Consider the following 14,051-nt stretch of genomic DNA (forward strand, 5'->3'; position numbering starts at 1 on the left):
ATGTCAGTGTTGTTGCAGGACCTCCAGCAGCTCGCCGGATTGCTCGCAAAAGAAGCAATGAGCGCAAGCGTCGTGACGCTGGCATTTTGGGCGAAATGCCTCCTCCTTTGGCCGATTTGCGCCGTTCCCACTGAGCGGTCTGCCTCGCATTTTCGGCGAGCAGAGAACGTCATTGGTGTCATTGGAGGATTGTCATGACCGTCTACAACATTGCTCTCATCGGCTTTGGCGGCGTAAACCGCGCTTTGGCCGAGCTTATCGCGACAAGGAACCCGCTGTGGGAGCGGGAGCTTGGGTTCCGTCTGAATATTGTCGCTGTGAGCGATCTTTATCTCGGCTCCGTGATCTCACCAAACGGGCTCGACGCGAAGACGCTGATTGAAGCCAAGTTCACCAAGGGTGGGTTCGGCCAACTCTCAGGCGGCAGTGCGGAAGCGGACAACGAAACGATCATCAGGACCGCACCGGCAGACATTGTTGTAGAGGCAACGTTCACCAACCCGACGGACGGCGAGCCCGCAGTCTCCCATTGCCGCTCAGCGCTTGCAAGCGGCAAGCATGTTGTCACGACGAACAAGGGTCCGGTGGCACTTGCGGCGTCGGAGCTGAAGGCCCTCGCTGAGGCAAATGGCGTCCGATTTGAGTACGAGGGTTCCGTGATGAGCGGAACGCCGGTGATCCGGATGGCCGAGAAGACGCTCGCGGGCGCTGAGGTCGATGGCTTCGAGGGAATTCTGAACGGCACTTCCAACTTCGTTCTGGGACGGATGGAAAGTGGCCTGGATTTCGATACCGCCGTCAGGCAAGCACAGGAGCTCGGCTACGCGGAAGCCGATCCCACGGCGGATGTCGAAGGCTTCGACGTCCGCTTGAAGGTCGTCATCCTTGCCAATGAGCTGCTTGGCGCACAACTCAAACCGGATGATGTCTCCTGCAAGGGCATTTCGCAGCTTTCGCCTTCTGACATCAGGGATGCAGCCAAGGCCAACAGCCGCTGGAAACTCATTGGTTCCGCCTCCCGGGGGGAAGACGGCCGCGTCGTCGGAAGCGTCATGCCGAAGCAACTGCCGTTGGAGCATCCTCTCGCCGCCGTCAACGGTCCAACCAATGCCGTTTCGTTCAGCACGAAGCTGCTCGGCTCCGTGACGGTTACCGGACCCGGTGCGGGACGAATTGAGACTGCGTATGCTCTATTGTCCGACATCGTGGCAATTCACGCGCAAAGCACGTCCGCCATTGCCAGGGAGGCTGCATGATGCACAGCCTCGCCCTGACCAGCCCCATGCCGAGCGATGAGATCGTCGTGCGCAACCCTTTCGACGGATCGGTCGTCGGAACTGTTCCCAGCAGCGATGCTTCTTGCGTGGGCAGCCTTATCGAACGTGCCGGCCGCGGAGCGCAGGCCGCCAAAGCTCTGCCGCGCCACAAGCGAGCTGCAATCCTTGAAAAGGCAGCCGCCGCCATCGAGGCGGCGCATGAAGAATTCGCGCTTCTGATCGTCAAAGAGGCCGGCAAAACGGTAAACCAGGCCCGCAAAGAGGCGACCCGATGCGTCAACACGCTAAAACTCTCGGCCGATGAGGCCAAACGCAACGCCGGCGAGGTCATTCCGTTCGAGTCCTATGCTGGGTCCGAAGCCCGGCAGGGTTGGTACACCCGGGAGCCGCTCGGGATCATTGCGGCCATCACCCCTTATAATGACCCGCTGAACCTGGTCGCCCATAAGCTTGGGCCGGCGATTGCCGGTGGAAACGCCGTGCTCCTCAAGCCGTCTGAGCTTGCTCCCCTGTCGGCGCTCAAACTGGTCGACGTTCTGGTGCAAAGCGGCCTTCCGGAAGAGATTGTTACGGTTGTCATCGGTGGCGCGGATCTTGGCAAGGCACTCGTCGTGGCAAGAGACGTGCGAATGATTTCGTTCACGGGCGGGTTTGCCACGGGGGAGGCAATCGCCAAGGCTGCAGGCATCAAGAAGCTGGCGATGGATCTGGGAGGCAATGCACCAGTCATCGTCATGGAAGACTGCAATTTTGTCGCTGCGGTCGACGGCTGCCTGTCTGGAGCCTACTGGGCGGCCGGTCAGAACTGCATTGGCACCCAGAGGATCCTGATCCAGCGCTCCATTTATGAGCGGTTCAAGTCGGAGTTCGTTGCAGCCACAAAAATGCTCAAGACTGGAAACCCACTTGAGCCTGACACTGATGTCGGCCCGATGATTTCGGAACGTGCCGTTCAACGCGCAACGGCGATGGTCGACCGCGCCATTGCTTCTGGCGCCGACCTCCTTTGCGGCCACAGCCCGGCGGGCAACCTTTACCCACCGACGGTCTTGGAAAATGTTCCCTTTGGTTGCGACCTATGGAGCGAAGAGGTGTTCGCCCCGATCGTAATCCTCGAACCCTTCGATGCGCTCTGCGATGCCATCCGCCTTGCGAATGCGCCAGACTACAGTCTGCACGCCGGTATATTCACTAATGACCTCGAGGGAGCCCTCGAGGCGGCCAGCGGGATTGATGCCGGAGGGATCATGATCAACGACTCTTCCGACTACCGGTTCGACGCTATGCCGTTCGGCGGCTTCAAGTATGGCAGCATGGGCCGCGAAGGGGTGCGCTTTGCTTTTGAAGACATGACCCAACCAAAGGTCGTCTGCATCAACAGGCTCAAACGGCAATAGATCACCAGCCAACAAGCCCATCAGCAACATCAGGAGTACCATTTTGTTCAAAGGTTCCATCACCGCACTTGTTACACCCTTTGCTGATGGGCGTGTCGATGAAGGCGCGCTGCGCGCCCTTATCGACTGGCAGATCGAGGAGGGATCATCCGGACTGGTCCCATGTGGAACGACAGGCGAAAGTCCGACACTCACGCATGCCGAGCACAAACAAGTTGTCGAGATTACGGTCAAAACGGTCGGCGGCCGTATCCCGGTCATTGCAGGGGCAGGCTCAAACAGCACGGCGGAGGCAATCGACTTCGTCCGCCATGCACAGGAAGCCGGCGCCGATGGATTGCTGGTCGTCTCACCCTATTATAACAAGCCGACGCAGGAGGGCATCTATCAGCATTTCAAAGCCATAGATGCGGAGGCCGAGCTCCCGATCATCGTCTACAATATTCCAGGTCGCAGTGTGATCGACATTCAGGTCGAGACGTTGGCGCGCATTTTTAGCGACTGCAAGAATGTGAGCGGTGTGAAAGACGCCACCGGCAATCTCCTGCGACCTTCACTGGAGCGCATGGCCTGCGGCAAGGACTTCAACCTGCTGACCGGGGAAGACGGCACCGCCCTCGGCTACATGGCCCAGGGCGGGCACGGGTGCATTTCTGTGACCGCCAACATTGCACCGCGCCTGTGCGCTGAATTCCAGCGCGCCTGCCTTGGGGGCGACTTCACCTCGGCCTTGGAGATCCAGGATCGTCTGATGCCATTGCACCGGGCGCTCTTCCTGGAAACAAACCCCGCTGGGCCGAAATATGCCCTGGAGCGGCTGGGCCGCATCCGTGGGGACCTGCGATTGCCTCTTGTTCCCGTCAGCAGCTCGGTTCGCGAACAGATCGATCGGGCGATGCTCCACGCTGGCGTTTTGAGTTGAGGTCACCGATGAAGATCGATCGCATAGAAACTGACCTCATCGGGCCTCTCTCCATTCCCGCGGGTAAGCTGTTTGGCGTGCATACCCAGCGCGCGGAGGAGAATTTCAACGTCACAGGCTTCCGCCTGAGAGACTTTCCCGAGCTCATCCAGTCGATGGCGATGGTGAAGCAAGCCGCAGCGCTGACCAATATGGAACTCGGACTGCTGTCTTCTGAGAAAGCTCTTGCGATCGCAGAGGCGTGCGACGATCTCATCGAACTAAGAGCGATTGATGACAATTTTCCCGTGGACATGATGCAAGGCGGAGCGGGCACCTCCACCAACATGAACGTCAACGAGGTCGTGGCCAATCTTGCTCTTCTCAAGCTGGGCGCCAGCGTCGGAGACTATTCCACGCTTCACCCAAACGACGACGTCAACCTCTCGCAGTCGACTAACGATGTCTACCCGACAGCGATCCGGTTGACCCTGTTGCGCACCTGCGACGCGCTCATCGCCGCGCAGGTCAATCTTCGGGACACTTTCCGTCGGAAAGGTGCTGAATTCGTGGATGTCATAAAGGTTGGACGCACGCAGCTCCAGGACGCCGTGCCCATGACTGTCGGCCAGGAGTTCGAAGCCTTTGCGGAACTGATCGACGAGGACATCATCCAAGTGCAGTCTGCCAAGAAACTTCTTCAGGAGGTCAATCTTGGCGGCTCTGCAATCGGAACCTCGATCAATGTGCCGCCGGCCTTTCCGAGCGTTGCGTGCAGAAAACTCTCCGAGATCTCCGGTCTGCCGCTCATCACAGCTCGTAACTTGGTGGAAGCGACATCGGATACAGGCGGGTTTGTCGCCTTTTCAGGCATTCTCAAACGAATTGCCGTCAAGATGACGAAGATCTGCAACGATTTGCGGCTCTTGAGCAGTGGCCCAATCGGGGGACTGGGTGAGATCCGGCTGCCGGCGATGCAGGCAGGCTCCTCGATTATGCCCGGCAAGGTCAATCCGGTCATTCCGGAAATGATGAATCAGATCGGATTTCAGGTGATCGGCAATGACCTGACGGTGACGCTTGCCGCAAGTGCCGGACAACTGCAACTCAATGCGATGGAGCCGGTCATTGTCCTGAACATCCTGCTGTCAATACGCATGCTGACCAGAGGGATGGAAATCTTCGCCAACCGGTGTGTGGCGGGGATCGAGGTCGATAAGGATCGTTGTAAGGCTTTGTTGGACCAGTCTCTCGTTCTGGCTACCCCGCTAGCAAAGCTGATCGGCTACTCCAAGGCGGCTTGGCTGTCGAAGAGAGCACTATCTGAAAAGAGAACTCTGCGCTCCATCGTCGAGGAAGACGGATGCCTGACCAAACGGCAGATCGAGGAAATCTTCAGCGACTACGCGGCGTTTGCAAACGTCCCGCAGCGCACGCCCGCTTGAGGGGAAGTCATGGCGGTATTTACCGAACTGTCTGACGAAGACCGCCACGCGATCGTGGAAGCATACGGCTTGACAGGTCTGTCCTCGGTGATCGGCATCGCCGACGGCGATCGTGAAACGACCTATCTGTTCCGGTCTGCCGAAGGCGAGTTCATCGTGACCCTGTTTGAAAACGGGGCCGAGCCGCTTGATCTCGAACGCGCTTTCACGACGATGGAAACGCTGCATCGGGCGGGCGTCCCCTGCCCCGAACCCAGGCGCACCGTCGACGGCAATGCCACGTTTCAGGCTGCGGGTCGGCTTGTGGCCATTGTAAGCTTCGTGTCCGGGTCATCGACAAGTGATCCTTCGCCAGCCAAATGTGGCAGTGTGGGCTGCCTTATGGGCCAGATACACATGAGTTTTCAGAGTGGGCTCAACCGCCAGCCTGACTTACCATCGGGACCCGTACATGGTGCATTGGTCTTCGCGAATGTCTTTTTTCTTGGCGATGAAGTCAGCGGTGTCATCAATTTCAGGCTTCGCCATGATGACGCCCTCATCGCCGAGATCGCCGACGTTCTCGTTGACTGGACAGGCGTGCCCGGCGGCGGTTTGGACCGGCGCAAAGCCCATGCGCTCTTGAGCGGTTATCAAACCATCAGAAAGCTCTCGGCAGCAGAAAAAGCAGCTCTGCCTGCGTTTGTTCTTGCCTCAACAGCCAAGCGCGCCGCCGCGGACGCGAGAAGGAGTTCGGTCCCTGAGTGTGCCCTTGTCGCCTATCATTCGGTCACGCCAGATATCTTCGACCAATAGAGGCGGCAACGGGATGAAATATCTTCTGGACCGAATAGATGAACTGGTACTTGCCGAACTCAAAAACAACGCCCGCATTTCGCACGCGGAATTGTCGGCAAAGGTGAACCTGTCCCGAAACGCCGTGCGGGTGCGCATCGAACGGCTCGAACGAGAAGGTTTCATCAAAGGCTACACGATCGTCACCGGTGAGGGCGGAAACGACCGGCAGGTGACCACCGCACTCATGTTCGTCTATCGCCATGACCGCATGAGGGGCGGTGACGTCATCAACGTCCTACGCAAAATCCCGGAGGTTGTCGCCTGTGACGTCATGACCGGCGATTTCGACCTGGTGGTGAGGGTCGAGTCTTCGCAAGCCGATCGTATTCGCCAGATCTGGCAGCAAATATCCGAACTTCCAGGGGTACGCGACACGCTTACGGCATTCGCGCTCTCCTCCGTCGTTCGAAAGGCCTGATAGACCCAGAGGTATAATTGGCAGGACCTTGGCTTGGTCAAAGGAGCGCGTATAAGCCCGCCGATAGCAGTAAATTGAAACGCTCGGTCGCGATCTGAAAAAATACGACTATAGCGATGTCGGACCGGGCATTAGATCGTAGGGGTGTCGCCATCCTGGCAGATCCCGGATCCTGTCCTTCCACTTGGCGATGTGAGGAAACTCCTCCTGAGGCAGGCCCGCATCTTCGGGCATGTAGACGTAGCCTGCAAGAGACAGGTCCGCGATGGTGGGCCGAGCAGCCACAAGGAACGGTGTTTGCCGCAAGTGATCATCCACGATGCGGTAGGCCGCAATTGCACGTTCCCTCAAGAATTGCGTCACCGCCGTCTCCCCAGTTTTCTTGATGCCATACAGGAAGCGCAAGGTGGCATAGTAGCTGGTGAATTTGTGATTATCGAACAACATCCACCGCCAGATTTCCTGTTTCTCACGGACGTTTTCGGGACCGAATTTTCCAGTCGCCTCAGCCAGATAGTCGAGAATGAGCGCCGACTGGCTGAGCCTTGCCCCCTTGTGCTCGAGGACCGGAACCTCGCCCTGTTCATTAACCTCCTGTCGCCATTGCTCTCGGTGCGTTTGCCCACCGAAATAGTCGACGAACACCGGCGTCCAATCCATTTCCGCCAAGGCGAGAAACAGAGCCACTTTGTAGGAGTTGCCTGACATTGCAAAGCAATGCAGTTTGAATTCGGACATGCTCGACCTCCTTTTATTGGGGCTCGTTCAGAAATGGAGAAGTTTGCTGGCATCTCGTGCCACAGGGGCTGCATTTGATCCGCAACAAGGACCGGGTCCCGCTAAAGTACACGATACGTGATCATCAGCGAGCCTATCAGCAAAACGGCTATGACCGCGGCGCCAAAAGGCAACATGGCCCGGTAGACTGCGCGCTCTTGTCCGCGACAACCTGCCATATTGCAAACAATGGACATGCGAACTGGTGAAATCAGGTTCAGCGCCAGGGCGGCGGTATGTTGCAGGGCAATCACGGCCGCGACATTGAGGCCCGCTTCCTTCGCAAGACTGACCTGCGAACTCATGAACAGGCCGTTTGCGGCGTTACCACTGTTTGCAAGGGCTCCGAACACTGCCGAGACAAGAGCAAGCCATGTCAACGCGCCTCCGCCGGCTGCGGAATGTATCCCCTCTCCCAATGCCGCGGCAATCCCGGAGCTGGATAGCAGCTCTGCCATCATCGAGAAGATGATGATGGCAAGAATTGCGAGCCGTCCGGTTCTCCAGGCTGTCAGGACTTGCGATCCTAAGCTGGAAACATGACCATAGACGAATGCGCAGATGACAGCGCCTAAAGCCAACCACGTGCCCGCATGAAACAGCGGCGACCAGGCCGGGGCTCCGACGAACGGCTCGAGCCGCCCAGTTTGCAGCAGGAATTCGCTCAGGGGCGAGATCAGCCGGGTCGCCATGAGCCATGTGATGAGGATCGCGAACGGCGCCATTCTCCGCAGGGCGTCAAGGAGTCGGCCCGCATTGGGGCGCTCATCGACAAGATAACGCAGCACGATGACCGGTCCATAGGCGCAGAGCATCGCAACTTCAGGCCCCAGTGCTCGCGTTGCCGCAATCAGCAGAAACAGGCTTCCGCCGAGCCAGACGACCTCGCTGAGACACTCGCTGGATGAAGCCCCGACGCCTGCTTTTTCGGCCATCCTCCAGTAGAGCGGCAACCAGAGCGCATTCAGGGCGACTTGAAAAAAGCTGGCATTGACAGCGAGCATGGTCGGATCGCTTCGAGAGAAGGCGCCAGCGACGATCGCGCCGTTGCCCATGCCGCCCCACAGGATCATTGTCTGGCTGAGCAGGCTGAAGGCCATGAGATAGACCGGTTGCAGGTCGAGCCTGCGCAACAACAGCATCGTCCCGACGATTCCGACGCCGAAGCCGGTCGCGGATTCTGAAAACGGGCCGATCAGGAAGCACGCAGCAAACAGCAGACGTCGCTTGGACTGCCTGTTCTGCCGGAGACTCTCGACCGGCATCGCTGCATCCCCGGGCCGAATAGCCATCTGCCAGAATAACAGCCCGCCCAGTATATATGGTACGACGATCCACCCGATCCATGCGCCGCGAAAGAGCGCGCTGGCGCCGTCGCGCAACTGAAATTCGCCGGGCGCCGCGCCAAGCGCGACAACGATTGCCACCAGCAGGCTGATGCTTGCGGCAACGAGCGTGGAAGCCCGACCGCTTGCCAGCAGGCCGATGACGATGAGCGCGGGCAATGCCCAGACGATGTAAAGCAATGCCGTCGTGATCCTCCGTCGGCGTCTGACCTAGCTAAGCGTCACGCCAGATCCTGCTCGAGCAAGGTCAGGCAGTGTGCTACCTTCTCTTTTGCAAGCGGCGGTATTGGGAGGATGGGACGGGGCGGCTCGGCCCGGCAGACGCCAAGCAGATCGGCCATCGTATAGACGGTTCGCAGGCTGGAGAACTGCTTGAAGAGCTCCCAGATAGGGGCAAGACTTGCATCGATCCGGAGTGCCTCTTCAGTATCGCCGTTCTGAGCTGCTCTCACGAGGCGCAGGCACACGTCCGGAAGAATGCCGGCGAGCACGCTGTACCAGGTATCGGCCCCACGGGTCATGGCTTCGGCAGCATTCCAGTCGCCGCTATAGCCGATCGAGAAGCTCTTGGGTGTGGCGGATCTCTGCTGCCCCAGGTGGCTCGCGATCTCCTCGGGTTTTTCCGTCGGATTCTTGATCGCCAAGATGCCAGGCACCTGAGCCAACCGTTCCACCAGGACCGCCGTGAAGCGGAAATGGGTCGTCCCCGGATTGTCATAGATCACGATGGGAAGGCCGCTCTTTCGAGCAACGGTGGAAAAATGCTCGAAGACTTCATCCTCCGTCAGCGGCGCGTACGAAACGGCGGCAAGAAGACCTGCGGTCGCGCCTGCGGCCTTGGCGTCCTGCGCCAGCCTGACCGCCTCGTCGGTCCGCAAGGCGCCGACGCCTGCCACGACCGGTATCGCCCCGCCGGCTTCCTCAATGGCCGCGCTTAAGGCTCGTCGCCGCTCCTCGCGGGACAGATACATGTAGGTTCCGGTGCTCCCGAGAAGGCCGATGGAGTCGACGCCTGCGATGCAAAGCCGCGCCACAAGCCTCTTGAGAGCGGCAGTGTCGACGCGACCGTCCAGGTCACTCGGCGTCATGGGAAATGCGGAAAGCCCGCTCAGGAAAGCCATTCGATGCTCCGGATCCGGTTCTGTGCTTCTATATTCGCAGTCGTCAATGCGGGCGTTACAGGGTCGCGAGCGCCTGCCTCAGGTCGCCAATCAGGTCATTTACGTCCTCAAGACCGACAGAAAGACGGATGAGGTCGTCACCAACGCCCGAGACCATATGGGCGTCTTTTCGGATCGATTGCCGCGCCCTCGTAATGCTGGCCGGATGATAGATCAGGGTGTCGGTGTCGCCGAGGCTCACCGCGCGTGTCATTAGTTGCAAGCGATCGAGCATATTTCTTGCTCCGTCAAACCCGGCGTGAAGCCCAAAGGCGAGCATGCCCGACCCCTGCGCCATTTGCATGCGCGCGATCGCCTGATCGGGATGCGATTCCAGGAAGGGATAGCTCACCCAGGACACGGCGGGATGCGCTTCGAGCATACGGGCGATCGCCAGAGCAGAGGCGCTGTGCCGATCCATTCGAAGCGAAAGTGTTTTCAGACCGCGCATGATCAGGAAGCCGGAGTGTGGCGCCAAGGTGGCGCCGGTAATGTAACGCAGACCCGTTTCGTGCAGGCGGTGGAGCGTTTCGGCGTCGCCGAGTAGCGCCCCACCCAACGTGTCGCCATGACCGTTGATGTATTTCGTAAGAGAGTGAAGCACGATATCGGCGCCATGCTCGATCGGCCGCTGGAGCGCGGGAGAAGCAAAGGTACTGTCCACTGCGACCTTCACCCCACGCGCGTGCGCGCGCTCTGAGATTGCCGCAATGTCGAGAATGCTGCTGAGCGGGTTCACGGGCGTCTCGAAATAGACAAGCTTGGTCTTTTCCGTGATCGCCGCGTCGAGGTTTGACGGATCGGAGAGGTCCACGGGAACGACCTTGATGCCGAAGCGCGGCAGCCCCTGCTCCACCATTGCCACAGTATTCGAGTAAAGCGTTTTGTGAACGACAAGCTCGTCGCCCTGCGACAGCAAGGAGAGGATCAGAGTGCCGAAGGCGGCCATACCGGTCGATACGACAAGGCCCGCCTCCGCCCCTTCCAGGTTCGCAAGCCTCTGCTCGAGGATCTCTGTGGTCGGATTGTATTCCCGCGCGTAAAGTCGGCCGCCAAGCGCTGCTGCGGCGTCATTGGCCTCGACGCTCTCGAAGCCGTAGGTCGAGGTCAGGAAGACTGGCGGCTGGACTGCCCGTTTGTAGTCCCCCGGGCTGAACGCATGATGAATGGCTCGCGTGTCGAATGCGTAGCTTGCCGCGTGAAATTGGTCGTCATGCTCGCTGCCGCCTGTCATAGCTGGATCGTATCCTCTTTGCTTTGGCCCAGACTGGCATCATACTGGTTGGCATGAAACATCCAGTTTGGCAGAAAGAATATGGTCCAGTCGGAAAACCAAGCGGCGGCAGTGCACGCACCCAGAATGGGCGCACGCAGGATTTACGAGGCACTCAAGAGTCAGATCCTTAGCCGTGTCTATGAAGCGGGAAGCCAACTGCCGTCTTCACGCAGCCTGGCGAATGAACTGCATGTGTCGCGGACAACAGTTACCGTTGCCTATGAACAGCTTGCCGCTGAAGGCTTTGTGGAACTGCGCCAAGGCGCTCGCCCGCGTGTGACAGCGCTGGAGCCGAGACAGCGGCCGCGAGAATCCGACACCACACAGGAGGCGTTCGGGCCGCTTTCTGCTTACGGCGAAAGACTTCGGGCGCTTTCGCCGTGGCTCGACTATCTGCCAACCAACCTGGCGGTTGATTTTCGGTACGGAGACCTTGCCCCATCTGACTTTCCGGCACTGGCGTGGAAGCGCGCTATCAATTCGGTGATTGCCCAAAGACCCGGGCGGCTGGCCTATGAGGACCCACGAGGATCCCGGCGCCTGCGGCAAGCCCTTCAGGGTTACCTTTGGCGGGCACGGACGTTGCAATGCGATCTTGAGCAAATCATCATCGTCAACGGCTCCCAGCAGGGGCTGGATCTCTGCGCGCGGATCCTCCTCGACGCGAACAGCGCATTTGTGATGGAGAATCCCGGCTACCGAATGGCTCGCCAGATCTTCTCAAGCACCGGGGCTTGCGCCGTGGCAGTGGACGCGGATGCGGGCGGCCTGAAGACCCCGGACTTATCAGGAATCGACGCCCGGATGGCCTATGTCACACCATCCCATCAGTTTCCCTTGGGCGGTGTCATGCCGATCAGCCGACGCCACCAGCTTCTCGCTTGGGCTCGGGATAGAGACGCCTACGTGGTTGAGGACGACTACGACAGTGAGTACCGGTACGACATCAGCCCGGTTCCGCCCCTCCAGAGCCTGGCGGACGGGCGCAACGTCATTTATCTGGGCACCGTTTCAAAGACACTGTCGCCGATGATGCGCATTGGCTACCTCGTCGTGCCAAAACAATTGCAGGAGGTGTTCGCAACCGCCAAGCAATTGACCGACCGCCATACACCCATGACCGAGCAGGAAGCGCTCGCCTCTCTGATCGAAAGTGGCGCCTATGAGAGCCATGTGCGTCGCGTCAGACGACTGAATAGGGAGCGCCGGGAGATATTATTGAGCGCTCTTGGGACTGCATTCGGCGACCGCGTCACGGTCGAGGGTGCGGATGCCGGATTGCATGTCGTCGTCTGGTTCAAAGACCTGCCGGGATCAGCTGAGATCGCCCTGATGGATGCTGCTCGCGAACGCGGCGTCGGCCTCTACGGTATTTCACCGCTCTACGATTCTGCACCAGAAGCAAGTGAGGCGCCACGAGAGCGGCTCGGATTGGTAATGGGCTATTCCGCGTTGACAGGAAGGCAGATCGAGAAGGGCATTCAACTTGTCGCCTCGGCCGTCGATGCGGTGAAGGGTTCGGGCTGACAGCAATACCCGGCTCGCCGAGCATCTTATTGCATCCTCTCCTGGCACGCCTCCAACCTTCGCCAAACTGGACTAGGAACATGCTGGTAAACTGGCACTGTTGACGAAGCCAGTTTCACGGCAGATTTCCCCATCAGCCGGGACCGGTGAGACATGGGATGATCCCATGATGAGAGCACCAGGCCGCCGGCGCGGAGATCCATTTCGATCAAAGGCAAGGCATTGCGGGAGCCGATACATGACTTGGCGGGGGAGTCTGCTCCACATTCACATTGCGCCGGCCGCTTCCTACGAAATGGAAGAACTCGCCGAGGCGCAACTCATCGCTGGCCGCGGCATTGCGGGCGACCGCTATTATCTCGGAACCGGGACTTATTCGCCCAAGCCTGACGTCCGCGAAGTCACGCTGATCGAGGTTGAGGTTCTCGAGGCGATTGCCAAGGGAGAGCCGAAGATTCCCGGGTTCAAAGGCATGCTTAAACCCGAAGATCACAGGCGCAACCTGACGACCCGCGGCGTTCCGCTCAATCATCTGGTCGGCGAGCGCTTCCGGGTCGGCGAAACGATCTTGCGAGCGGCACGGATGAACTTTCCCTGCAAATACATCGAGGAGCTTCTCGGCATGTCGGGCCTCTACGAAGGACTGCTGAACCGTTCCGGTCTCAACTGTTCGATCGAGGTCGGTGGTATAATCCGCCCTGGCGACCCGATCCTGCCAATCGACGAGTGACGCGACATGGGATCTCCACGTATCATCATGAAACTGATCGTTGCCGGCGTCCACGACGAGCCGGGCGACGTCCGCGTGATTGAGCTGAGACACCCACGCAAGCCTCTTCTGCCGCCCTTTGAACCAGGATCGCATGTCGACGTCCACCTCCCCGACGGGAAGGTACGCCAATACTCGCTCTGCGGTGACCCGGAAGATCTCAGCCGCTACACGATAGCGGTGAAGCGCGAAACCGATGGCCGGGGCGGCTCGGCATGGATCCACGATACTATTGCAGCAGGCGCCGAGCTGCCCGTATCCGCCCCGCGCAATCATTTCCCGCTCAGGGAGTGTGACGGGCCGGTCCTTTTGCTGGCAGGAGGCATAGGGATCACACCTATCCTTGCCATGGCGCGGGCTCTCTGTCGGCAGCGCAAGGCTTTTGAGCTCCATTATTTTTCGCGGAGCCGAAGCCTGACACCGTTGCTGGGAACTTTAGAGAAGATCATCGGCTCCGAAAGCCTGAGGCCCCACTTCGACGATCAAGTCGAAACCCGGCAGGACATTGATAGCCTGTTGTTGGCGCGGCCCGATGGTGCGCAGCTTTATTACTGCGGGCCTCCCGGCTTCATGGCAGCCGTTGCCCAGGCTTCAAGGCACTGGCCGGATGGCACGGTCCATTTCGAAGCCTTTCAGCCGCCGGCCCGGGATGATGCTCCACCCGAACCGTTCACGATTGTGCTTCGTAACGGGACGGTTGTTCCGGTACCTGCAGACGAGTCAGCGCTATCGGCCATTCGCGCCGCCGGCGTGTTGCTGATGGCGTCCTGCGAGAACGGCGTCTGCGGAACCTGCGAGTGCGGGTATTTGGAAGGACAGCCAATTCATCGCGATGCAGTGCTTTCAAACGACGCGCGTGACCGTCGGTTTATCCCATGCGTATCACGCGCGACGGGCGTTCTGAAACTCGACTTGTAAAAG

General features: G+C 59.4%; 13 protein-coding genes. 9 read left to right on the plus strand and 4 right to left on the minus strand.

The genetic code is table 11. The annotated features are described in order from the left end of the window. Positions 1-194: 194 nt before the first annotated feature. Genes NBG89_RS29920 through NBG89_RS29945 form a run of 6 tightly spaced genes read left to right on the plus strand, consistent with a single transcriptional unit; the run spans position 195 to position 6,275 of the window. Complete coding sequence (locus NBG89_RS29920; protein ID WP_416068745.1) at positions 195-1,256, plus strand: homoserine dehydrogenase; 1,062 nt, start codon at positions 195-197, stop codon at positions 1,254-1,256. Then, entirely contained in the window at positions 1,253-2,674 is a 1,422-nt protein-coding gene (locus NBG89_RS29925; protein WP_416068744.1) for an aldehyde dehydrogenase family protein, read from the plus strand. Before NBG89_RS29920 ends, NBG89_RS29925 begins: the two co-directional genes overlap by 4 nt. A 43-nt stretch (positions 2,675-2,717) precedes the next feature. Then, positions 2,718-3,596 carry a 4-hydroxy-tetrahydrodipicolinate synthase gene (gene dapA, locus NBG89_RS29930; protein ID WP_416068743.1) on the plus strand — a complete coding sequence of 293 codons (879 nt, stop codon included), beginning with the start codon at positions 2,718-2,720 and terminating at the stop codon, positions 3,594-3,596. Between the two features lie 8 nt (positions 3,597-3,604). Then, a complete protein-coding gene (locus NBG89_RS29935) occupies positions 3,605-5,020 on the plus strand; it encodes an aspartate ammonia-lyase (protein ID WP_431324618.1) in 1,416 nt (471 codons plus the stop codon). Between the two features lie 9 nt (positions 5,021-5,029). Next, positions 5,030-5,815: a phosphotransferase gene (locus NBG89_RS29940; RefSeq protein ID WP_416068741.1), complete on the plus strand. Its 786-nt coding sequence runs from the start codon at positions 5,030-5,032 to the stop codon at positions 5,813-5,815. Positions 5,816-5,828: 13 nt separating this feature from the next. Beyond that, entirely contained in the window at positions 5,829-6,275 is a 447-nt protein-coding gene (locus NBG89_RS29945; RefSeq protein WP_416068740.1) for an Lrp/AsnC family transcriptional regulator, read from the plus strand. Between the two features lie 108 nt (positions 6,276-6,383). Here the strand turns inward: NBG89_RS29945 and NBG89_RS29950 are convergent, their stop codons facing one another. The 4 genes from NBG89_RS29950 to NBG89_RS29965 all read right to left on the minus strand — a co-directional run bounded on the left by NBG89_RS29950 (position 6,384) and on the right by NBG89_RS29965 (position 10,792). Further along, complete coding sequence (locus tag NBG89_RS29950; RefSeq protein WP_416068739.1) at positions 6,384-7,013, minus strand: glutathione S-transferase family protein; 630 nt, start codon at positions 7,011-7,013, stop codon at positions 6,384-6,386. 101 nt (positions 7,014-7,114) lie between these two features. Beyond that, on the minus strand, positions 7,115-8,578 hold the full coding sequence (locus tag NBG89_RS29955; protein WP_416068738.1) for an L-lactate permease: 1,464 nt from the start codon (positions 8,576-8,578) through the stop codon (positions 7,115-7,117). A 41-nt stretch (positions 8,579-8,619) separates the two neighbouring features. Further along, on the minus strand, positions 8,620-9,519 hold the full coding sequence (locus NBG89_RS29960) for a dihydrodipicolinate synthase family protein (RefSeq protein WP_416068737.1): 900 nt from the start codon (positions 9,517-9,519) through the stop codon (positions 8,620-8,622). Positions 9,520-9,574: 55 nt separating this feature from the next. After that, entirely contained in the window at positions 9,575-10,792 is a 1,218-nt protein-coding gene (locus NBG89_RS29965) for a trans-sulfuration enzyme family protein (RefSeq protein WP_416068736.1), read from the minus strand. An 81-nt stretch (positions 10,793-10,873) separates the two neighbouring features. Here NBG89_RS29965 and NBG89_RS29970 point away from each other — a divergent pair, with 81 nt between their 5' ends. The 3 genes from NBG89_RS29970 to NBG89_RS29980 all read left to right on the plus strand — a co-directional run bounded on the left by NBG89_RS29970 (position 10,874) and on the right by NBG89_RS29980 (position 14,048). Continuing rightward, positions 10,874-12,361, plus strand: coding sequence for a PLP-dependent aminotransferase family protein (locus tag NBG89_RS29970; protein WP_416068735.1), 1,488 nt, complete (start codon positions 10,874-10,876; stop codon positions 12,359-12,361). A 238-nt stretch (positions 12,362-12,599) separates the two neighbouring features. Further along, on the plus strand, positions 12,600-13,091 hold the full coding sequence (locus NBG89_RS29975) for an MOSC domain-containing protein (protein ID WP_416068734.1): 492 nt from the start codon (positions 12,600-12,602) through the stop codon (positions 13,089-13,091). Positions 13,092-13,097: 6 nt separating this feature from the next. Continuing rightward, positions 13,098-14,048, plus strand: coding sequence for a PDR/VanB family oxidoreductase (locus tag NBG89_RS29980; protein ID WP_431324619.1), 951 nt, complete (start codon positions 13,098-13,100; stop codon positions 14,046-14,048). Positions 14,049-14,051: the final 3 nt, after the last annotated feature.

It is taken from the genome of Rhizobium sp. YTU87027, assembly GCF_050644135.1.
Lineage (GTDB): Bacteria > Pseudomonadota > Alphaproteobacteria > Rhizobiales > Rhizobiaceae > Rhizobium.

Bases quoted from the DNA above. Each gene is read 5' to 3' on its own strand.
- NBG89_RS29920 (WP_416068745.1), top strand. From the start codon at position 195: ATGACCGTCTACAACATTGCTCTCATCGGCTTTGGCGGCGTAAACCGC.
- NBG89_RS29925 (WP_416068744.1), top strand. From the start codon at position 1,253: ATGATGCACAGCCTCGCCCTGACCAGCCCCATGCCGAGCGATGAGATC.
- NBG89_RS29935 (WP_431324618.1), top strand. From the start codon at position 3,605: ATGAAGATCGATCGCATAGAAACTGACCTCATCGGGCCTCTCTCCATT.
- NBG89_RS29940 (WP_416068741.1), top strand. From the start codon at position 5,030: ATGGCGGTATTTACCGAACTGTCTGACGAAGACCGCCACGCGATCGTG.
- NBG89_RS29945 (WP_416068740.1), top strand. From the start codon at position 5,829: ATGAAATATCTTCTGGACCGAATAGATGAACTGGTACTTGCCGAACTC.
- NBG89_RS29950 (WP_416068739.1), bottom strand. From the start codon at position 7,013: ATGTCCGAATTCAAACTGCATTGCTTTGCAATGTCAGGCAACTCCTAC.
- NBG89_RS29960 (WP_416068737.1), bottom strand. From the start codon at position 9,519: ATGGCTTTCCTGAGCGGGCTTTCCGCATTTCCCATGACGCCGAGTGAC.
- NBG89_RS29965 (WP_416068736.1), bottom strand. From the start codon at position 10,792: ATGACAGGCGGCAGCGAGCATGACGACCAATTTCACGCGGCAAGCTAC.
- NBG89_RS29970 (WP_416068735.1), top strand. From the start codon at position 10,874: ATGGTCCAGTCGGAAAACCAAGCGGCGGCAGTGCACGCACCCAGAATG.
- NBG89_RS29975 (WP_416068734.1), top strand. From the start codon at position 12,600: ATGACTTGGCGGGGGAGTCTGCTCCACATTCACATTGCGCCGGCCGCT.
- NBG89_RS29980 (WP_431324619.1), top strand. From the start codon at position 13,098: ATGGGATCTCCACGTATCATCATGAAACTGATCGTTGCCGGCGTCCAC.